Origin of the sequence: Micromonospora sp. CPCC 205739 (assembly GCF_036906795.1) — a bacterium.
In the GTDB taxonomy this organism is placed as follows: Bacteria; Actinomycetota; Actinomycetes; order Mycobacteriales; family Micromonosporaceae; genus Micromonospora.
On record NZ_JBAKHS010000005.1, the window covers coordinates 75,567 to 94,940 of the forward strand.

Here is a 19,374-nt window from a genome sequence, read left to right on the forward strand (position 1 = left end):
TGTGCCTGATCATTCCTTTGCCTCGTGGCAACTACCGGGCCGGTCTGCGGTGATAGAGTCCGGCCGGCCCAGCTCAGAGGAGGTAGCCATGGCGATGACCACGGAGGAAGGTGACCGGTTCGTCGGCCTGCTCACCGAGCACGCCGAGCAGATCGTCCAGCGATGGACCGAGCTGGTGACCGCCTCGCTGCGCGGCCGGCTCAGCCAGGCCGAACTGCGTCTCCAGGTGCAGGAGCTGCACCGTAGCATGATCAACGCCGGTGGTCACGGCCTCGCGGACATCAGCGCGGAACCCGCCGCCGAGCTGCGGGCCGTACTCGGCGAGCTGTCCCGCAACCGGGCCCGGCAGGGCTTCTCCGCCACCGAGACCGCGGTCAGCATCTACGCCCTCAAGGACGTGCTGGTCGAGCTGGCCGACGCCGGCGAGGCCACGCTGGCGCTGCGCGACGTCGTCGCCTTCGCCGGCGTGGTCGACCAGATGGGCCTCTCCACCTTCGAGACCTACGTGCAGGCCCGCGAGGGCCTGATCGCCGACCAGGCCGAGCAGCTGCTCGAACTCTCCACCCCGGTGGTCAAGATCTGGGACGGCGTGGTCGCCGTGCCGCTGGTCGGCACGCTCGACTCGGCCCGCGCCCAGGTGGTGATGGAGCGGCTGCTCCAGACCCTGGTCGACACCGGCTCCCCGTACGCGATCATCGACATCACCGGCGTGCCGGCGGTCGACACCCAGGTCGCCCAGCACATCCTGAAGACGGTGGTGGCCGCCCGGCTGATGGGCGCCGACTGCATCATCTCCGGCATCCGGCCGCAGATCGCCCAGACCATCGTCGCCCTCGGCATCGAGTTCGGGGACATCGCCACCAAGGCCAGCCTCGCCGACGCGCTGCGGCACGTGCTGCGCCTCACCGGCGTTGAGACGGCTCGCCGCCACCCGCGTCGGGAGGCGTGATGGAGCGGGTGCCGATCCTCAAGATCGGCGACATCCTGCTGGTCTCCATTCAGATCGACATGTCCGACCAGACGGCCGTCGCCCTCCAGGAGGACCTGGCCGAGCGGATCGTGGCCACCGGCGTGCACGGCGTGATCATCGACATCACGGCGCTGGACATCGTCGACTCCTTCGTCGGGCGGATGCTCTCCACCATCGCCTCGATCTCCAAGGTGCTCGACGCCGAGACGGTGGTCGTCGGGATGCGTCCGGCGGTCGCCATCACGCTGGTCGAGCTGGGCCTGTCGCTCCACGGCATCCGGACCGCGCTGAACGTCGAGCGCGGCATGGAGCTGATCGCGGCGACCCGCGCGGACGACGACTTCGGGTTCGACGACGATCCGGAGGTTGCGGAGCCAGGGACGGCGGCGACATCAGCATGACCGCGGGCGTCGACCTGGGCCCCAGGGCGCAGGCGATCGGCAGCGACGAGGACGTCGTGCGGGTCCGGCAGCTGGTGCGTACGGTCGCGGTGGCCGCCAAGCTCTCCCTGGTCGACCAGACCAAACTCGTCACCGCCGCCAGCGAGCTGGCCCGCAACACGCTGATCTACGGCGGTGGCGGCGGCGCCGAGGTGACGGTGGTGGAGGACGGCCGGCGCCGAGGCGTACGGGTGGTCTTCGCCGACTCCGGTCCGGGCATCCCCGACCTGGACCTCGCGCTGACCGACGGCTACACCACCGGCGGCGGACTCGGGCTGGGCCTCAGCGGGGCCCGGCGCCTGGTCGACGACTTCGACATCCAGACCGCCGTCGGCGAGGGCACCCGGATCACCGTCACCAAGTGGTCCCGGTGAACACCGACGCCGTTCCCGACCCGGGCAGCTGGTTCCGGGTCGAGAACAGCAGCGCCGCCAGCTCGGTGCGGCGCGCCGCCGAACGCCTCGGCGGCCGGCTCGGCCTCGACGCCAACCGGATCGCCGAGCTCGCCATCGTCGCCGCCGAGCTGACCAGCAACCTGGTCAAGCACGCCCAGGAGGGGCTGCTGCTGCTGCGGCCCGTCCGGGACGGCGGCGAGGCCGGCGTGGAGCTGGTCGCCATCGACTCCGGCCCCGGGATGGTCGACCTGACCGTCTCCTCACGCGACGGCCACTCCACCACCGGCACCCTCGGCATCGGCCTGGGCGCGATCAGCCGGCAGGCGAGCTGGTACGACGCCTGGTCCTGGCCGGGGAAGGGCACCGTCCTCGCCGTGCAGGTCTGGCCCAAGGACGCGCCGGTGCCCCCCGCCTGGGCGGCCGGGCTGACCCGCCCGATCAGCGGCGAGCAGATCAGCGGCGACGGCCACGCCGTCCGGGTGGCCGACGGCCGGCACCAGGTGCTGGTCTGCGACGGCCTCGGGCACGGGTCGCTGGCCGGGGCGGCCGCCGACGCCGCGCTGGCCGCCTTCCGTACCGCGCCGGCCGCGCCTCCCGCCACGGTGGTGCAGCACCTGCACCGCGCGATGACGCACACCCGGGGCGCGGCCCTGGCGGTGGCCGAGCTGGACCCGTCGGCCGGGCTGCTCCGGTACGCCGGGCTGGGCAACATCGCCGGCGTCGTGCTCGGGCCGGCCGACGAGCGGCGGGGCCTGGTCTCGCTGCCCGGCATCGCGGGGCACCAGCGGCCGGCGGTGCGGGAGTACGACTACGCCTTCCCGGCGGGCGCGACCCTGGTCATGCACAGCGACGGCGTGGTCGACCGGTGGCGGATCGGCGACTATCCCGGGCTCACCACCCGGTCGCCGCTGGTGCTCGCCGCGACCCTGCTGCGCGACGCCGGCATCCGCCGCGACGACGCCTGCGTCCTGGTCGCCAGGACACCGTCGTGACCGCCGGCGAGCCGCTGCTGCGGATGGCCCTGCGGGTGGAGCAGGACATCTTCCTCGTCCGCCAGCGGGGGCGTGAGGTCGCCGCCGCCGTCGGTCTGGAGCACCAGGACCAGGTCCGGCTCGCCACCGCGCTCAGCGAGGTCGCCCGCGACCTGTTGCGTACCGTCGACGGCGCGGACGTCGCCTTCCACGTGGTGCGCGGTCCGGACGGCCGCAGCGTCCTGCGCGTCGACCTGACCCCGGCCCGTCCCCTGCCGGACGACCGGTACGAGCCGCAGTCGGGCGCGGTGGCGCGTCTGGTGGACACCCTGGGCGTGACCAGCGAGGAGGGGGATACGGTCGTGAGGATGTCCCGACGTGTCCCGGCCGCCGCCCAGGCGCTGACCGAGGCGCGGCTGGCCGAGCTCCGTGCCGAGCTCGGGCACAGCGCGCCCGGCACCGCCCTGGACGAGCTCGCCACGCAGAACGAGCAGCTCATCGCCGCCCTGGACGAGGTCCGCAGCCAGCGCGACGAGCTGGCCGTGCTCAACGCCGAGCTGGAGGAGACCAACCGGGGCGTCATGGCGCTCTACACCCAGCTCTCCGAGGAGTTGGAGGAGACCAACCGCGGCGTGGTGGCGCTCTACGCCGAGCTGGAGGAGAAGTCGGCGCAGCTGCGGGCGGCGAGTGAGTCGAAGAGCCGCTTCCTGGCCAACGTCAGTCACGAGCTGCGGGCCCCGGTGACCGCGATCATCGGGTTGGGGCGGTTGCTCACCGACTCCGCCTCCGACCCGCTCACCGCGGAGCAGTCCGAGCAGGTGGAGCTGATCCGCTCCTCGGCGGCCGACCTGCTCTCCCTGGTCAACGCCCTGCTCGACCTGGCCAAGGCGGAGTCGGGGCGGATCGAGCCGGAATGGGCCGACGTCGACCTGCGGGCGGTCTTCGGCCAGCTGCGTGGCACGCTGCGGGCGCTGGCCAACCGGTCGACCGTCGAGCTGGTGGTGGAGGAGCCGCCGGCGCCGGCCGTGCTCCGCTCCGACGAGGTGCTGCTCTCCCAGGTGCTGCGCAACCTGCTGCACAACGCGCTCAAGTTCACCGAGCACGGCGAGGTGCGGATGACCGCGCAGTGCGACGACGGGCGGTGGCGCCTGTCGGTCTCCGACACCGGCGTCGGCATCGCCCCCGAGCTGCGCGAGCGGATCTTCGAGGAGTTCTACCAGGTGCCCGGGGCCAACCGGGTGGGCGGCACCGGCCTCGGCCTGCCGTACGCGCGGCGGTTGGTGACCCTGCTCGGCGGCACGCTGGAGCTGACCAGCGAGCCCGGCCGGGGCAGCACCTTCACGGTCGTCCTACCGGCGAGCGGAGCGTGACGGTGGTCGGCGGCCAGGCGACGGTGCTGGTGGTCGACGACAGTCGCACCAAGCGCTACCTGCTGGTCAGCTGGCTGACCCGGGCCGGCTTCACGGTCCGGGAGGCGGAGACCGGCACCGAGGCGCTGGAACGGGTCGGGGTGGACCGGACGATCGACCTGGTGGTGCTCGACGTACGACTGCCCGACCTGAGCGGCTTCGAGGTCTGCGAGCGGATCAAGGCGGACCATCCGGCGCTGCCGGTGATCCACGTGTCCGCGCACGCGGTCGACGTGGTGGACCGGGCGCAGGGGCTGACCCGGGGCGCGGACGCCTACCTGACCGAGCCGATCGAGCCGGAGGAACTGGTCGCCACGGCGCACGCGGTGCTGCGCTACTACCAGGCGCGGCAGCGGGCGGAGCTGCTCGCCGAGCGGCTCACCGGGCTGGCCGACACCACCGTCGCGGTGCACGCCGCCCCGAACTTCGTCCGCCTGCTGGAGACGGCGGCGGCGGGCGCGGCCGAGATCTTCAAGAGCCCGGCGGCGGTGATCGCCGAGACCTTCGACGGCGAGTGCCTGGCCGGGATCGCCGCCGGACCGAACGCGCGGCCGGCGATCGTCCCCTGGGTGGTGGACGACACCGGCGTACCGACCGGGGCCACCGTGCGGGTGAACGACCCGGCCGGGTGGGACCTGGTCCCCTGGCCGGCCGGGGACACGGTGACCGTGGCCGCGGCCCGGCTGCGTGAGGACCGCGCCCCGCTCTACGTGGTGGTGCCGACGGCGACCCAGACCGCCCGGAGGCCGGTGCTGGTGCAGCTCGCCCAGGCGGTCGCCTCCGCGGTGGAGGCGCAGCGCTCCTTCGACGAGGAGCACCGGATCGCCGTCACCCTGCAACGGAGCCTGCTGCCCCGCCGGCTGCCCGAGGTCGCCGGCCTGGACCTGGCCGTGCGCTACGAACCGGCCAGCGCGCAGACCGAGGTGGGCGGCGACTTCTACGAGCTGGTGATGCTCGACGGCCACCTGTTGGTGGCGATCGGGGACGTGGCCGGCCACTCGCTGCACGCCGCCACGGTGATGGCCGAGCTGCGCCACGCCGTGCGGGCGTACGCGGTGGAGGGGCACCAGCCGGGGGTGATTCTGGACCGGGTCAACGAGTTGATGCGCACGCTGCTCCGCAACGAGCTGGCCACCCTCTGCATCCTGCTGCTGCACCCGCCGACCGGGCGCATCCGGCTGGCCAGCGCCGGGCACCTGCCGGCGTTGGTGAGCGCCGGTGGCCGGGTGGACTTCATCCAGCAGTCGGCGCCCCTGCTCGGCGTGCGCGCCCCGCGCCCCGACGACCTGGAGTTCGTCCTCCCGGCCGGCGCGACGCTGGTGCTCTACACCGACGGCCTGATCGAGCGCCGGGACGCCACCATCGACGAGGGGCTGGCGGCGCTGGCCGCGTCCGCCGCCCGGGTGGACGACGACCTGGACCGGTTCTGTCAGCGCCTGCTGGTCGAGCTGGCGCCGCCGGAGATCCAGGACGACGTCGCCGTGGTGGCCGTCCGCCGCCGCTGACCGCGCCGCCCCTTCGGCGCGCCGCTGCGGCAGGCTCACGGCGCTTCCTGTGGCCACCTGGTTGCACGGAGAGTGACTTCGGGTCACTCTCACGCAGAGTCACGTGACCGCATCATCGCGTCGCTCCCTTCGCATCCTTTGCTCTGCTGCCGCATCCGCAACACCGCTGTGAGCAGTAGATACGGAAGATGCTCGCGGGGGGTGCGGCCTCGTCGCGTCGGTCACTCTCCGCTGCTGTTGCCTGGGCCGCAGCAGAGCAAAGGATGCGGTGGGGGTCGGCCGAGGTGGGAGCGGAGTAACGGTGACCGGGCCCTGAGGGGGCGGGCGAGCTCAGTGCAGGGAGCGGACGTAGGCCGTGGGGGAGACGCCGGTGACGGCGGTGAAGTCGCGGACCAGGTGGGCCTGGTCGCTGTAGCCGAGGTCGGCGGCGAGCGCGGACCAGTCGGGCGGCCCCTCGGCGGCCCGCTCGATCGCCTCCTGGAGCCGGTAGCGACGGATCACCCACTTCGGACCGACCCCCACGTGGTCCAGGAACAGGCGCTGCAACCGCCGGACGGAGATGCCGTGCCGGCGCGCGAGGTCGTCCACCCGCAGCACGCTGCGGTCGGCGCGGACCGCCTCGGCCAGCGCCATCGCCTCGGCCGCCGCCGGGTCCGTCTCGGGCGCCCAGGCGGTGAGGAAGGCGTCCAGGGCGAGGCGGCGCTCGGTGTCCGTACCCGCGCAGTGGCCCCCGCCTCCCGCGGAGCCGGCGGCGGCCCGGGCGGCGTCGGGGACCTCGGACAGCGGGCGGCGCTCGCCGGTCAGTTCGGCGACCGGGCGTCGCCAGAACGGCCGGAACCCGCCCGGACGGAACTGGATCCCGCTGACCCGGCCGGTGCCGGTCAGGGTGATCGAGAAGAGCCGCTGCCCGACGCCGGCGATCTCGGCGGTCTCCGGGCCGCCCTCGGCGCGCTGGAAGACCACGTTGACCGCCGGGTGCGGCACCAGGCGCTGCGCGAACGGCGCGCTCAGCGCCCAGTCGATCAGCCAGTAGTGCTCCACCCAGGTGCGCAGCGCCGGGGCGGGCAGGTGCCGGCGGAACCGCACCTCCCGGCGCAACCGCTCCGGGTCGAGGATGCCCCGGTTGTCCCCGCGTGGCTGTCGCATTCCTTCAAGACCACCTTCGTACGCTGGCCCTATGGGAACGAAGACTAGCGATCTGCTGGCCGCCGCCGCACCGCACACCGTGGCGGTGGTCCGGGCGATCACCGACGATCAGCTGGACCTGCCCACGCCCTGCCCGGACTACACCGTCCGGGACCTCGCCAACCACCTGTACGACGTGGTGGTCAACTTCCAGACGCTGGCCCTGCGGCGGGAGGTGGACTGGTCGGCGAAGACGGACCACCTGACCGAGGGGTGGCGGGACCGGTTCGCCGAGGAGACCGGCCGGCTGGTCGAGGCGTGGGCCGACCCGGCCGCCGAGGAGGGCGCCTCACCCGGCATGGGGCTGCCACAGGAGACGGTCGGCCTGATGGGGGTCATCGACCTGGCCGTACACGGCTGGGACCTGGCCCGGGCCACCGGGCAGCCGTACCGCCCGGCGCTGGAGGTCACCGCCGCCGGGCATCGGTTCCTGGACGAGATGGGCCCGATGGGCCGCCAGATGGGCGCCTTCGGGCCGGAGGTGGAGACCGGCCCGGACCGCACCGAGCTGGATCGTCTGCTCGGCCGCGCCGGCCGCGACCCGGCCTGGAGCCGGTGAACCGCATCGACGGTGCTTGACGCCAGCTATTCACCGAGTGAATAGTGGGGCGGTGTCCACCTCGCACGTCCTGCTCGGGCTGCTCGCCGCCGGCAACCGGCACGGGTACGAGCTGAAGCGTGCCCACGACACCCGGCTGCCCCGGGCGAAGCCGCTGGCGTTCGGGCAGGTCTACGCGACGCTGGGCCGGTTGGCGCGCGACGGCCTGGTGGTGGCCGCCGGGCAGGAGCGCGAGGCCGGCCCGGAGCGGACGTCCTACGCGCTCACCGGTCAGGGCCGCGAGGCGCTCGACCGGTGGCTCGGCGCCGTCGAGCCGCCCGCGCCGTACGTCACCAGCACGCTCTTCGCCAAGGTGGTGGTGGCGCTACTGGTCGCCGACGTGGGCGCCGCCCGGTCGTACCTGGTCGCGCAGGGGCGGGCGCACACCGACCGGCTGCGCGAACTCACCGCCGTCAAGACGGCGCCCTCGGCCACCCTCGACGACGTCGTCTCGGCCGACTACGCCATCGCCCACCTCGACGCCGATCTGAGGTGGCTGCGGACCACCCTGGACCGGGTCGCCGACTGGCACCAGGAGGTGCATTCGTGACGCAACTCCAGGCTCGCGGCGTGGTGAAGGCGTACGGGCCGACACCCGCCCTGCGCGGCGTCACCCTCGACGTCGCCGAGGGCGAGATCGTCGCCGTCACCGGCCCCAGCGGCTGCGGCAAGTCCACCCTGCTGCACTGCCTGGCCGGGATCCTGCGCCCGGACGCGGGCCAGGTCACCTGGCGCGGCGAGCGGATCGACACCTGGTCGGAGGCGGCCCGGTCCCGGCTGCGGCGCACCGAGTTCGGGGTGCTCTTCCAGTTCGGGCAGCTCGTCGCCGAGCTGACCGCGGCGGAGAACGTCGCCCTCCCGCTGCTTCTCGCCGGCACGGGGCGGCGAGAAGCGCGGGTGGCGGCCCTCGGCTGGCTGGACCGGCTCGGGGTGGCCGAGGTGGCCGACGTCCGGCCCGGCGAGATGTCCGGCGGGCAGCAGCAGCGGTGCGCCACCGCCCGCGCCCTGGTCACCGAGCCCCGGGTGCTCTTCGCCGACGAGCCGACCGGCGCGCTGGACACGCTCAGCGGCGAGCAGGTGCTCACCCAGCTGGTCCGGCTCGCCCGCCAGCAGCGCACCAGCGTCGTGCTGGTCACCCACGAGCCGCGGATCGCCGCGTACGCCGACCGGGAGGTGATGCTCCGCGACGGCACCGTCGACGGCAGCGGGCTCGGGCTCGACCTGCCGCTCGCCGGTGGTGCCCGGTGAGGCCCGCCGTCCTGCTCCGGCTCGCCCTGGCCGGCAACCGCACCGACACCGCCCGGGTGGTGCTGACCGCGCTCAGCGCCACCCTCGCCACCCTCGCCGGCCTGGCCGCGCTCACCGTGCTGGCCATCCCGACGCCGCGCTGCTGCGACGGCCGCAACCTCTCTGAGCAGTACGGCAACGCCCTGCTCCGCGAGCCCGGCCTGCGCGGCGGCACGGCGGTCGCGCTGCTCCTGCTCACCGTGCCGGTGCTGGCGCTGGCCGGGCAGTGCGCCCGGCTCGGGGCCCCCGCCCGGGACCGGCGGCTCGCCGCCCTGCGCCTGGCCGGGGCCACCCCCGGCCAGGTGACCCGGCTCGCGGTGCTGGAGACCGGCCTGGCCGGCCTCCTCGGCACCCTGCTCGGGCTGGCGGTCTTCCTCGCCGGACGACAGGTGCTGCACCGGCCGGACGCGCGGGGACGGCTCGCACTCCCCACCGACGTGCTCCCGGACACCGGCGTGATCGTGGCGGTGGTGCTCGGGCTGCCGCTGGTCGCGGCGCTGGTCGGCGCGGTGCTGCTGCGCCGGGTCACCGCCACTCCCTTCGGCGTGGTGCGCAAGGTCCGCCGCGAGCGCGCGCCCGGTCCGTGGGCCGGCGTGCTGATCCTCGCCGGACTCGCCGCCTTCGCCGCCCTGGACCCGGTGCTCGACTGGTACCAGGAGCGGCACAGGGAACCCCCGGTGCTGCTACCGCCCCTGCTGCTGGTCGGGGGCGCGCTCGCCGCGATCATCGGGGTGGTGGTCGGCACCGGCTGGCTGTCGTACACCGCCGGTCGGTTGCTGCACCGGTACGCCCGGCGGCCGGCCGCGCTGCTGGCGTCCCGCCGGTTGACCAGCGACCCGTGGGCCGGCAGCCGCACCTTCGCCGCCCTGCTGGCGGCGGTGATCGTGGGGGGCGGTGCGGCCGGGATGCGGGCGGCCTTCGGCGCCCACGCGGAGCTCGAACGCCTCACCGGCCAGGGCCTCGCCGGAGGTGACGGCTTCTACCTGCGCACCACCGGCCTGGTCGACCTGGCGGTGGGCGTCGCCATGGCGATCGCCGCCGGCGGGCTGATCGTCGCCCTGGTCGAGGGGATCGTCTCCCGGCGCCGGGCGTATGCGGCGCTGGTCGCCACCGGGGTGCCCCGGGGCACCCTCGGCCGGTCGATCGCCTGGCAGGCGCTGGCCCCCGCGGTGCCGGCGGTCGGGCTCGCGCTCACCGTGGGTCTGCTGCTCAGCCGGGGCGTCGCCGGTGGCACCGCCACCGCCGGCGGCTACTCCACCGAGGTCTGCGACGCGGCCGGGTCGCTCTGCGCGGACCCGGCGACCCGGGGGCGGTACCTGCGGACCGTGTGGGTGCCCGAGGTGACGGTCACGCCGGACGTACCGCTGGGGCAGTTGGCCCTGGTCGGCGCCGGCGCCCTGGTCGCGGTGCTGGTCACCGTCGGGGTCGGCCTGCTCTTCCTGCGCGCCAGCACGGCGGTCGAGGAACTGCGTACGGCCTGAGGGCGTAACACCGGGTGCGGTCGCGGCGCTTGTGACTCCGGAAGCCCGCCGGTGGGGTGGACCCGCGGGCGGCGGCACAGGGAGATCACCAGATGCACAACCAGCCGGGCGGCGCGCCGCCGGTGTTCGTCGACCGGACCGGGAAGCGTCGCCGCCTCATGACGGTCGCCGGCACCGCCATGGGGCTCGGCCTGCTCACCAGCATCGGGCTGATCGCGGCCGGGATCTTCGGCGGCAGCACCGTGCCGCTGCCGGGCTGGACCGACCCCCGGGCGCGTCCACCGGTGGAGGCGGGCGTGGACGCCCCGGAGGAACTGGGCCAGCCGGCCAGCCCGACGCCTTCGACGCGACCGTCGGCGGCGAGCACCGCCGGGCCGACGCCCAGCCGGACGGCCGGCCCACCCGTCGCCACGACCGCCCGCCCGGGGTCCCAGCAGTCCGACGGCGTACCCGGCCAGGGTGACGTGCGGCGTACCGGCAAGCCCAGCCGCTCGCCCGGCAAGCCGCGCTGACCGTGGCGCGTCACGTCGCCCGCCGGGACCCGCGGGCCCACTGGGTGCTGCTCCTGCTCGGCCTGCTCCTGCTGCTCGCCGCGCTCACCGTCAACGGGCTGGTCACCGGGCTCACCGGGGGCTCCGGAGGGTCCGCCGCCCCGGACGTGCCCGGGCCGAGGTCGGTCACCGACGGCGGGCCGGTGGTGCGGCTGGACCAGCCGGAGCCGGTCAGCCGGCGGATGCCGGACCGCACGGTCGCGCTCACCTTCGACGACGGGCCGGACCCGAGGTGGACGCCCGAGCTGCTCGACGTGCTGCGCCGGCACAAGGCGCACGCCACCTTCTTCGTGGTCGGCTCCCGGGTCAACGCGCACCCGGAGCTGGTCCGGCGGATCCTCGCCGAGGGGCACGAGCTGGGCTCGCACACCTACACCCACGCCGACCTCGCCACGGTCTCCGGCCGGCGGGCGGAGCTGGAGCTGTCGCTCACCCGCAAGGCGATCGCCGCGGCCACCGGCCGGGAGGTCACCCTGCTCCGGCCCCCCTTCTCGTCCACCACCCCGACGCTGACCGCCGCCGGTTACGACGCGTTGCGCGCCGCCGCCGGCAGCGGGCACGTGGCCGTGCTCGCCGACCTCGACACCAAGGACTGGCAGCGTCCCGGCGTACCGGCGATCGTGCGGGCGGCGAACCCGCGGCCGGGACGGGGCGCGGTGGTGCTGATGCACGACGGCGGCGGTGACCGGGGCCAGACCGTGGCGGCCGTGGACCAGCTGCTCACCGGGCTGTCGAAGCAGGGCTACCGGTTCACCACCGTCTCCGCGGGCATCGACGCGCCGCCGTCGACCGTTCCGGCCGGCGTCGGCACCCGGCTGAGCGGCCACGCGCTGCGCTGGACCCAGACCGGGGCGGAGTGGGCGGCCACCGCGATGAACGGCCTGCTCGCCGTCGCGCTGGTGCTCGGCGTCGCCCGACTCGCCGTGCAGGTGACCTGCGCGCAACTGCACGTCCGCCGGGTACGCCGGCCCCGGCACCCCCGGCCGCCGGTCACCGCGCCGGTCTCGGTGATCGTGCCCGCGTACAACGAGGCGGCGAACATCGCGGCGACGGTGCGGTCGCTGGTGGCCAGCGCGTACCCGGCGCTGGAGGTGATCGTGGTGGACGACGGCTCCACCGACGGCACCGCCGACATCGTCGAGCGGATGGGCCTGCGCGGGGTGCGCGTCGTCCGGCAGGCCAACGCCGGCAAGCCGGCCGCGCTGAACACCGGCATCCGGGCCGCCCGCGCCGACCTGCTGGTGCTGGTCGACGGGGACACCGTCTTCCAGCCGGACACCGTGCACCGGCTGGTGCAGGGCTTCGCCGACCCCACCGTCGGGGCGATCTCCGGCAACACCAAGGTCGCCAACCGGCGCCGGCTGCTCGGCCGCTGGCAGCACCTGGAGTACGTGATCGGCTTCAACCTCGACCGCCGCATGTACGACGTGCTGGAGTGCATGCCGACCATCCCCGGCGCGATCGGCGCGTTCCGCCGCGAGGTGCTGCTCGCCGTCGGCGGCGTTCCCTCGGACACCCTCGCCGAGGACACCGACCTGACCATGCAGGTGCTCCGGGCCGGCTGGCGGGTGGTGTACGAGGAGGCGGCGATCGCCTGGACCGAGGCGCCCTCCTCGTTGCGCCAGCTCTGGCGGCAGCGGTACCGCTGGTGCTACGGCACCATGCAGGCGATGTGGAAGCACCGGCACGCGCTGCGTGAGCCGGGGGCCGGGGGCAAGCTGGGCCGGCGGGGCCTGCCGTACCTGACGGTGTTCCAGATCGTGCTGCCGCTGGCCGCCCCGGCGGTCGACGTGTTCGCCGTCTACGGGCTGCTCTTCCTGCCCTGGTCGACGCTGGTGCTGGCCTGGCTGGGGCTGCTCCTGCTCCAGGCGCTGACGGCCGCGTACGCGCTGCGGCTGGACCGGGAGCGCTTCGGTCCACTCTGGGCGCTGCCGTTGCAGCAGCTGGTCTATCGGCAGGTGATGTACCTGGTGGTGGTGCAGTCGGCGGTCACCGCGGTGATCGGCAACCGGCTGCGGTGGCAGCGGATGGTCCGCACCGGCGAGGCGGCGGCGCTGGTCGGCGCGGCCCCGCCCGGCCACCCGCGCTGACCGGCCCGGGCGCCGGGTCAGCGGGTCAGCGCGGGCCGAAGAGGCCGGCCGACCAGGAGAGGGCCAGGCCGAGCACCGCCGAGCAGCAGCAGACCAGCAGGGCGCCGGCGACCACACCGACGATGAGCCAGGCCGGCCCGCGCCGGGCCGCACCCGCTTCCGCCTCCGGCGACGGTACGTCCGGACCGGGCGGCTCCTCGTCCGCCCGGCCCTCGTCATGTTCGGTCAACCCGGGCGGCCTCAGGCGCGGCCGAGCTTGTCGAGGACCCAGGCGTTGATGAACGCCTCCTCGCGCCAGGCGTCGTACCGGCCGCTGGGGCCGCCGTGCCCGGCACCCATCTCGGTCTTGAGCAGGTAGTCGCCCTGCGGGGCGAGCGCCCGCAGCCGGGCGATCCACTTCGCCGGCTCGTGGTAGAGCACCCGGGTGTCGTTGAGGCTGGTCACCGCGAGGATCGCCGGGTAGTCGACGGCCGCGACGTTCTCGTACGGGGTGTACGACTTCATGTACGCGTACACCTCCGGGTCGGCCAGCGGGTTGCCCCACTCCTCCCACTCGGTGACGGTCAGCGGCAGCGACGGGTCGAGGATCGAGGTGAGCGCGTCCACGAAGGGCACCTGCGCGACGATCCCGGCGAACGCGTCGGGGGCCAGGTTGGCCACCGCGCCCATCAGCAGCCCACCGGCCGAGGCGCCCCGGGCGACCAGCCGGTCGGCGGCCGTCCAGCCGGCCTTGACCAGGTGCCGGGCGCAGGCGACGAAGTCGGTGAAGGTGTTCTTCTTGGCCAGCAGCTTGCCCTCGTCGTACCAGCGCCGGCCCAGCTCGCCGCCGCCGCGGATGTGCGCCACGGCGAAGACGACGCCCCGGTCGAGCAGGGAGAGCCGGGCGATGGAGAACCACGGGTCCATGCTGGCCTCGTAGGAGCCGTACCCGTAGATCACGCAGGGGGCGGAGCCGTCCTTCGGCGTGCCGGCCCGGCAGACCAGCGAGATCGGCACCCGGGTGCCGTCGTCGGCGAGCGCCCAGTCGCGGTGCTGCTCGTAGTCGGCCGGGTCGTACGCCCGCCCGTCCGGCCCCGGCCGGACCGGCTTGCGCCGGCGCAGCACCATCTGCCGGGTGATGAGGTCGTAGTCGTACACCGAGTCCGGGGTGACCAGCGAGGTGTAGCGGAACCGGATCTCCCGGGTGCGGTACTCCGGGTTGGCGTCCAGCCCGACGCTGTAGATCGGCTCCGGGAAGTCGATGTCGTGCGCGTCGCCGTCGCCGACCGGGATGACCCGCAGGCCGGTGAGGCCGTTGCTGCGCAGCGATACGACGAGGTGGTCGGAGAAGGCGTCGACCGACTCCAGCCGGGTGCCGGGGGAGTGCTCGATCAGCGGCACCCAGTCGCCCGGCGCGTCCGCCGAGGTGTACGCCAGCGCGAAGTCCTCCGCGCCGTCGTTGTGCAGGATCAGGAAGCGGTGGCCGTGGTGCTCCACGGTGTACTCGACGCCCTGCCGGCGCGGGGCGATCACGGCCGGCTCGCCGGTGGGGTTGCCCGCCGGGATGACCCGGACCTCGCTGGTGACCTTGCTGTGGATGTCGATGACCACGAAGCGCTCGGAGCGGGTCAGGTCGACGCCGACCCAGAACCGCTCGTCGTCCTCGGCGTGCACCACCACGTCCTCGCCCGACGGGGTGCCGACGACGTGCCGCCACACCCGGTCGGGCCGCCACGCCTCGTCCACCGTGACGTAGAAGAGCACCGAGGCGTCCGTCGACCAGGCGGTGCCGTAGAAGGTGCCGGGCACCTCGTCGGCGAGCAGCTCGCCGGTGGTCAGGTCCTTGATGCGCAGGGTGAACCGCTCGTCGCCGGAGAAGTCCGTCGAGTACGCCAGCCAGCGCCCGTCGGGGCTGACGTCGAACGCGCCGAGGGCGAAGAAGTCCTGCCCCTCGGCGAGCAGGTTGCCGTCGAGCAGCACCTCCTCGCCGTCGAGCGGGGCGCCGTCCTCGCTGACCGGCGGCGTGGTCTCGCCGTCGCGGACCGCCCGGCGGCAGTGCACGCCGTACTGCTGGCCCTCGACGGTGCGGGTGTAGTACCAGTAGCCGCCCTTGCGGCTGGGCACCGACAGGTCGGTCTCCTGGGTGCGCCGGCGGGTCTCCTCGAACAGCTCCGCGCGCAGCCCCTCCAGGTGCGCCGTGCGGGCCTCGGTGTACGCGTTCTCGGCGGTCAGGTGGGCGATCGTCGCCGGGTCGTCCTTGGTGGCGAGCCAGGCGTACTCGTCGACGACGGTGTCGCCGTGATGGGTGCGCTCGGTGGGCACCCGTTTCGCGACGGGCGCGGCGGTCTTCTTGGTCACGGGCGTCACGTTACCGGCCGGACGCCGCCCGCGACCCGGCCTCGTCGCCCGACCCGCCGCCAGGTCTTTCGAACATGTGTACGATGACCGGCATGGCGGCAGCGGCACGTTCCACCGGCGCGATGGAGATCACCCGACGGCTCACCGCGATCTGCGGTCCCTCCTTCGCCCGCTTCGCGGGCGCGGCCGACGAGGTCGCCGGGCGAGCGGCCCGTTGGGTGGCGGTGCCGGGCGGCGCGGAGTCCGCCGCCGAGGTGCTGCGGCTGGCCGCCCGGCATGACCTGAGCGTGGTGCCCCGGGGCGCGGGCACGAAGATCGACTGGGGTGCCGCCCCGGAGCGGGTCGACGTCATGCTCGACACCGGCCGGCTCGCCGGCCTCGGCCACCAGCCGGTCGGCTCGCCGGTCGCCGAGATCGGCGCCGGCACCCCGCTGCGCGCGGTGCAGTCCATCCTGGAGCGCACCGGCCGGCGGCTGCCGCTGGATCCGCCCTCGCCCGGCGCCACCCTCGGCGGGGTGCTCGCCGCCGACGAGGCCGGCCCGCTGCGCCACCGCTACGGCACCGCCTGCGAGCAGCTCGTCGGCCTGCGCTGGCTGGACGCCGACGGCGAGCTGGTCAGCGCCGGCCCGGCGGAGCCGTCGGCCGGGCCGACCCCGGTCGGGCTCGACGTGGGCCGGCTGCTCTGCGGCTCACAGGGCGGGCTCGGGGTGCTGGTCTCGGCCACGATGCGGGTGCAGGCCGCCCCGGCCAGCCGGGTCTGGGTGACCCGGCCGGTGTGGACGCCGCTGGAGGTGCACGACCTGGTGCGCGCGGTGCTCGCCGCCCGCCTCGACCCGGCCGCCGTCGAGCTCGACCTCCCCGCCGTCGGTTCCCGGTCGCACCGGCCGGTGCACCCGTCGTTGGCGGCGGCCCGCGCCAACCACCCCTCGATGGCCGGCCGGCAGGGCGCGGAGCCGGCCGCGCGGGGCGGCGCCGGCACCCTGGCGGTGCTGCTGGAAGGGGGCCCGGCCGACGTCACCGAGCGGACCGAGCGGCTGCTGGCGCTCTTCGAGGGCCAGGCGAGCGTGCATGACGCCGCTCCGTCGTGGTGGCGGCGCTACCCGTTCGGGCCCGGCGACACCGCGCTGCGCATGGAGGTGCCGATCACCGACCTGCACGCCGCCGTCTACGCGCTGCGCGACGCGGCCGGTGCCCCCGTCCCGGTACGCGGCTCCGCCGGCCTGGGAGTGGTGTACGCGGCCCTGCCCGGGGCGCTGCCCGGCGAGCGGGTCGCCTCGATCCTCGCCGCCGTGCGCGGGGTGCTGCTCGCCCGGCGGGGGCGGTGCGTGGTGGTCAGCGCCCCCGCGCCCGTGCGGCAGGCCGTCGACGTGTGGGGTGAGGCGGCGGTGATCCCCCGGCTCCGGGCGGCGAAGGACCATCTCGACCCGCACCGGCGGCTCGCCCCGGGCCGCCTGCCGGGCGGCCTCTGAGCGGCGCGGCCGACCGTCAGTCCAGCCACCACCGGTGCATGCCGTCGAGCGCCGGCGACAGGCGCAGCACGGTCAGCACGAGCGTGGTGACCGTGGCCGTGAGCAGCAGGACCAGGGCGCGGCGCGGCAGCCGGCCTCGCTCCCGGGCCAGCACCGCGCCGGTGTAGAGGGCCAGGGCCGGCCCGAGCACGACGCCCCCGAGGTACAGCAGGGACACCGCCAGGTAGAGCCAGGCGAACGGGTTCGCCCCGCTCATCCCGAAGGGCACCATGTCCTTCGGGTCGTACTGGCCGGTGACCATCTCCGCCGGGCCCACCCCGGCACTGGCCATCCGGCCCAGGTACGCCGCCGCCGGCACGAGGAACGCGCCGGCGAGCACGAGGTGCCCGGTGAGGATGACGCGGACCCGCGGCGGGCGCTCCTCGCTGACACCCACGCTCGACATGCGGTCACGGTACTCGGATCGACGTGCGTGCGATGTCCCACGCGGTCGGGGCTGTGCGCGACCCCCGGTTGCGGCGTGCCGGGCCTTCCGCCGGCCAGGGCACCCCGACACGCCGCAAACCGGGGTCTCCGGGCGGGCGCGGGCGTCAGAGGGTGTCGTTGCGCAGCACCAGGATGGCGATGTCGTCCCGCGGCGTCTCCACCGAGAAGTTGATCGCGGTGGCGCGCAGCCGGGCGGCGACCACGTCGGCCGAGTACCCGGCGAGCGGGGCGGCGGCGTCCCGCAGGCGGTCGACACCGAACAGCTCCCGGCCACGCCGGCGCTCGGTCACCCCGTCGGTGTAGAAGACCAACGAGTCGCCGGGCCCGAGGGGGACTTCCGCCGTCGGCGAGGTGATCGTGTCGATCAGGCCCAGCGCGGTGCCGCCGGCACCCACGAAGGAGGCGCCCCCCGTGCCGCGCAGCAGCACCGGGCGGTCGTGGCCGGCCAGGTGCAGCGCGACGTCGAGCTGCCCGTACCGGCCGGGCCCGACGGCGGCCAGCGCGAGCGTGCAGTACCGCCCGCCGCCGCGCTCCACCAGCGTCTCGTTCAGCCGGGACAGCACCTCGGGCAGCGGCTTGCCGTCGCCGACCAGCACCCGGATCACGTCCCGCACCAGACCGGTCACGGCCGCCGCCTGCACGCCCTTGCCCGAGACGTCGCCGACCACCACCAGCCAGCGCCCGTCGGGCAGCGGCAGCACGTCGTAGAAGTCGCCGCCGACCTCGGCGTCGTCGCCGGTCGGGACGTACTCGGCGGCGAAGCCGATCCCCTCCACCACCGGCAGCACCGGCGGCAGCAGCGACTGCTGGAGGGTCTGGGCCACCCGGCGCCGCTCGGCGTGGATGCGGGCGTTCTCGATGGCGAGGGCAGCCCGGCGGGCCACGTCCTCCAGCACGGCGACCTCGTCCGGGTCGTGCCGGTGCCGCAGGTGCCGCCCCACGGCCAGGGTGCCCAGCCGCTGGCCACGGGCGATCAACGGCACGGCGAAGCCCTCCATCGGGGCGCCCAGCGGTGCCTGCGCGGCGCTGCGCGACGCCTCCCGCAGCCGGGCCTGGACCGAGTCCGGGCCGACCTCCTCGAGCACCTTGTGCAGCTGCGGCAGCATCGACTCGTCGGCGTGGCTGGAGGCGGCCAGCCGCAGCCGGCCCCACTCGTCGGTGGTGTGCACCGCGCACCACTGGCCGAGCCGGGGCACCACCAGCTGCGGGATCAGTGCCATCGTCAGCTCGACGTCCAGCGACTGGGCGAGCAGTTCGCTCGCCTCGGCGAGGAAGGTCAGCCACGCCTGCCGGCGGACGTCCGCCCGGCGCAGCCGGTCGTTCTCCAGGTGCAGCGACAGCCGTTCGGCGGCGAGCACGGCGAGCGGTCGCGCGTACGCCGAGGGCGCCGCGTCCAGCTCCAGCTCCCCGGCGTACGGGCGGTGCACCGCCAGCGGCACCTGGAGCAGCTCGTTGCCGGGGCGGGGTTGGCGGCCGTACCGGGCCAGCGGCTGGACGCCCTGCCCGTCGCCCCGGTCCAGCCGGACCATGCCGCCGGCCGCGCCCACCATCTCGGCGACCCGGGTCAGCAGGTCGGCGGCGAAGTCGGGCAGCGGGTCGTCCGCGTTCGGGTCGGGGCTGGTCTGGGTCAGCTCGCTCATCGCGGCCGCGCTCGGCGCGGAACTCGCCGGGACGGTCCCCTCCCCACCGCCGGCGGCGACCTGGTCCATCGCCGTCGGGTCGGCCGGCGTGCTGCCGGGGCGGTCCAGCCGGAACCAGACCCCCTTGCCGGTGGGCAGGTAGGTCGTTCCCCAGCGGCTGGCGAAGTGGTCGACCAGCAGCAGTCCGCGGCCCCGCTCGGAGACCTCGCTGATGTCCTCGGTATCGGTGCGGGTGCCGACCATCAGCTCGTCCACCGGCCCGGTGGCGAAGTCGGAGACGGTCACGGTGAGGCCGGCCGGGTCGGCGACGACCTCGATGTCCAGTTCGGTGCGGGCGTGCTCCACCGCGTTGGTGGAGAGTTCGGTGGTCAGCAGCAGCGCCTCGTTGAGCAGGTCGTCGAGGTCGGCCTCGGCCAGCACCGAGCGGACCAGCGCCCGGGCGGCGGCCGGCGTACGCCGGTCGGCGGGCAGCCGGACGCGCCGGACGTGCTCGTTCCGGCCCCCGTCCGTCGCGGGCCCCGTCTCCGCTGACACCCTCGTATCCTCCATCGCCACCGGCC

Annotated in this window: 18 protein-coding genes; 13 read left to right on the forward strand and 5 right to left on the reverse strand. The window is 74.9% G+C overall.

The features are described from left to right. Positions 1-88 precede the first annotated feature (88 nt). From V6U88_RS10700 to V6U88_RS10725, 6 genes are read left to right on the forward strand one after another with little or no spacing between them, the layout of a single operon-like run. Positions 89-949, forward strand: coding sequence for an STAS domain-containing protein (locus V6U88_RS10700; RefSeq protein WP_334452032.1), 861 nt, complete (start codon positions 89-91; stop codon positions 947-949). Beyond that, entirely contained in the window at positions 949-1,371 is a 423-nt protein-coding gene (locus V6U88_RS10705) for an STAS domain-containing protein (RefSeq protein WP_334452034.1), read from the forward strand. Before V6U88_RS10700 ends, V6U88_RS10705 begins: the two co-directional genes overlap by 1 nt. Next, the gene (locus tag V6U88_RS10710; protein ID WP_334452036.1) at positions 1,368-1,784 is read left to right on the forward strand and encodes an ATP-binding protein; all 417 of its coding nucleotides are present in this window, start codon (positions 1,368-1,370) and stop codon (positions 1,782-1,784) included. The genes V6U88_RS10705 and V6U88_RS10710 overlap by 4 nt, the downstream gene beginning before the upstream one ends. Beyond that, the gene (locus V6U88_RS10715; protein ID WP_334452360.1) at positions 1,781-2,797 is read left to right on the forward strand and encodes a SpoIIE family protein phosphatase; all 1,017 of its coding nucleotides are present in this window, start codon (positions 1,781-1,783) and stop codon (positions 2,795-2,797) included. Before V6U88_RS10710 ends, V6U88_RS10715 begins: the two co-directional genes overlap by 4 nt. 23 nt (positions 2,798-2,820) lie before the next feature. Next, positions 2,821-4,146, forward strand: coding sequence for a sensor histidine kinase (locus V6U88_RS10720; protein ID WP_334452362.1), 1,326 nt, complete (start codon positions 2,821-2,823; stop codon positions 4,144-4,146). Between the two features lie 2 nt (positions 4,147-4,148). Further along, positions 4,149-5,690, forward strand: coding sequence for a SpoIIE family protein phosphatase (locus tag V6U88_RS10725; RefSeq protein ID WP_334452364.1), 1,542 nt, complete (start codon positions 4,149-4,151; stop codon positions 5,688-5,690). 330 nt (positions 5,691-6,020) lie between these two features. Here V6U88_RS10725 and V6U88_RS10730 read toward each other — a convergent pair whose 3' ends face one another. Next, positions 6,021-6,836: an AraC family transcriptional regulator gene (locus V6U88_RS10730; RefSeq protein ID WP_334452038.1), complete on the reverse strand. Its 816-nt coding sequence runs from the start codon at positions 6,834-6,836 to the stop codon at positions 6,021-6,023. Positions 6,837-6,867: 31 nt separating this feature from the next. Here V6U88_RS10730 and V6U88_RS10735 point away from each other — a divergent pair, with 31 nt between their 5' ends. The 6 genes from V6U88_RS10735 (at position 6,868) to V6U88_RS10760 (ending at position 12,882) form a co-directional block, all read left to right on the forward strand. Next, a complete protein-coding gene (locus tag V6U88_RS10735) occupies positions 6,868-7,434 on the forward strand; it encodes a TIGR03086 family metal-binding protein (RefSeq protein WP_334452039.1) in 567 nt (188 codons plus the stop codon). 52 nt (positions 7,435-7,486) lie between these two features. Beyond that, a complete protein-coding gene (locus V6U88_RS10740) occupies positions 7,487-8,023 on the forward strand; it encodes a PadR family transcriptional regulator (RefSeq protein WP_334452041.1) in 537 nt (178 codons plus the stop codon). Then, on the forward strand, positions 8,020-8,721 hold the full coding sequence (locus V6U88_RS10745; RefSeq protein WP_334452043.1) for an ABC transporter ATP-binding protein: 702 nt from the start codon (positions 8,020-8,022) through the stop codon (positions 8,719-8,721). The genes V6U88_RS10740 and V6U88_RS10745 overlap by 4 nt, the downstream gene beginning before the upstream one ends. Continuing rightward, entirely contained in the window at positions 8,718-10,241 is a 1,524-nt protein-coding gene (locus tag V6U88_RS10750; RefSeq protein WP_334452044.1) for an FtsX-like permease family protein, read from the forward strand. The genes V6U88_RS10745 and V6U88_RS10750 overlap by 4 nt, the downstream gene beginning before the upstream one ends. Before the next feature lie 92 nt (positions 10,242-10,333). Further along, positions 10,334-10,753, forward strand: coding sequence for a hypothetical protein (locus V6U88_RS10755; protein ID WP_334452046.1), 420 nt, complete (start codon positions 10,334-10,336; stop codon positions 10,751-10,753). Between the two features lie 2 nt (positions 10,754-10,755). After that, positions 10,756-12,882 (forward strand): bifunctional polysaccharide deacetylase/glycosyltransferase family 2 protein, encoded by a 2,127-nt coding sequence (locus V6U88_RS10760; RefSeq protein WP_334452048.1) that lies wholly within the window; start codon positions 10,756-10,758, stop codon positions 12,880-12,882. A gap of 25 nt (positions 12,883-12,907) precedes the next feature. On the opposite strand, the gene V6U88_RS10765 is transcribed toward V6U88_RS10760, so the two are convergent. Both V6U88_RS10765 and V6U88_RS10770 read right to left on the reverse strand, forming a co-directional pair. Beyond that, positions 12,908-13,111, reverse strand: coding sequence for a hypothetical protein (locus V6U88_RS10765; protein WP_334452050.1), 204 nt, complete (start codon positions 13,109-13,111; stop codon positions 12,908-12,910). Positions 13,112-13,122: 11 nt separating this feature from the next. Next, positions 13,123-15,219: a S9 family peptidase gene (locus V6U88_RS10770; protein ID WP_334452052.1), complete on the reverse strand. Its 2,097-nt coding sequence runs from the start codon at positions 15,217-15,219 to the stop codon at positions 13,123-13,125. Between the two features lie 92 nt (positions 15,220-15,311). Here V6U88_RS10770 and V6U88_RS10775 point away from each other — a divergent pair, with 92 nt between their 5' ends. Continuing rightward, positions 15,312-16,688 (forward strand): FAD-binding oxidoreductase, encoded by a 1,377-nt coding sequence (locus tag V6U88_RS10775; protein ID WP_334452053.1) that lies wholly within the window; start codon positions 15,312-15,314, stop codon positions 16,686-16,688. A 16-nt stretch (positions 16,689-16,704) separates the two neighbouring features. Here the strand turns inward: V6U88_RS10775 and V6U88_RS10780 are convergent, their stop codons facing one another. Together V6U88_RS10780 and V6U88_RS10785 are read right to left on the reverse strand one after the other, a co-directional pair. Further along, positions 16,705-17,133, reverse strand: coding sequence for a hypothetical protein (locus V6U88_RS10780; protein WP_334452054.1), 429 nt, complete (start codon positions 17,131-17,133; stop codon positions 16,705-16,707). A gap of 145 nt (positions 17,134-17,278) precedes the next feature. Next, entirely contained in the window at positions 17,279-19,363 is a 2,085-nt protein-coding gene (locus tag V6U88_RS10785; RefSeq protein ID WP_334452055.1) for a SpoIIE family protein phosphatase, read from the reverse strand. Positions 19,364-19,374 lie beyond the last annotated feature (11 nt).

Bases quoted from the DNA above. Each gene is read 5' to 3' on its own strand.
- V6U88_RS10720 (WP_334452362.1), top strand. From the start codon at position 2,821: ATGGCCCTGCGGGTGGAGCAGGACATCTTCCTCGTCCGCCAGCGGGGG.
- V6U88_RS10705 (WP_334452034.1), top strand. From the start codon at position 949: ATGGAGCGGGTGCCGATCCTCAAGATCGGCGACATCCTGCTGGTCTCC.
- V6U88_RS10775 (WP_334452053.1), top strand. From the start codon at position 15,312: ATGGCGGCAGCGGCACGTTCCACCGGCGCGATGGAGATCACCCGACGG.
- V6U88_RS10785 (WP_334452055.1), bottom strand. From the start codon at position 19,363: ATGGAGGATACGAGGGTGTCAGCGGAGACGGGGCCCGCGACGGACGGG.
- V6U88_RS10780 (WP_334452054.1), bottom strand. From the start codon at position 17,133: ATGTCGAGCGTGGGTGTCAGCGAGGAGCGCCCGCCGCGGGTCCGCGTC.
- V6U88_RS10735 (WP_334452039.1), top strand. From the start codon at position 6,868: ATGGGAACGAAGACTAGCGATCTGCTGGCCGCCGCCGCACCGCACACC.
- V6U88_RS10710 (WP_334452036.1), top strand. From the start codon at position 1,368: ATGACCGCGGGCGTCGACCTGGGCCCCAGGGCGCAGGCGATCGGCAGC.
- V6U88_RS10700 (WP_334452032.1), top strand. From the start codon at position 89: ATGGCGATGACCACGGAGGAAGGTGACCGGTTCGTCGGCCTGCTCACC.
- V6U88_RS10755 (WP_334452046.1), top strand. From the start codon at position 10,334: ATGCACAACCAGCCGGGCGGCGCGCCGCCGGTGTTCGTCGACCGGACC.
- V6U88_RS10730 (WP_334452038.1), bottom strand. From the start codon at position 6,836: ATGCGACAGCCACGCGGGGACAACCGGGGCATCCTCGACCCGGAGCGG.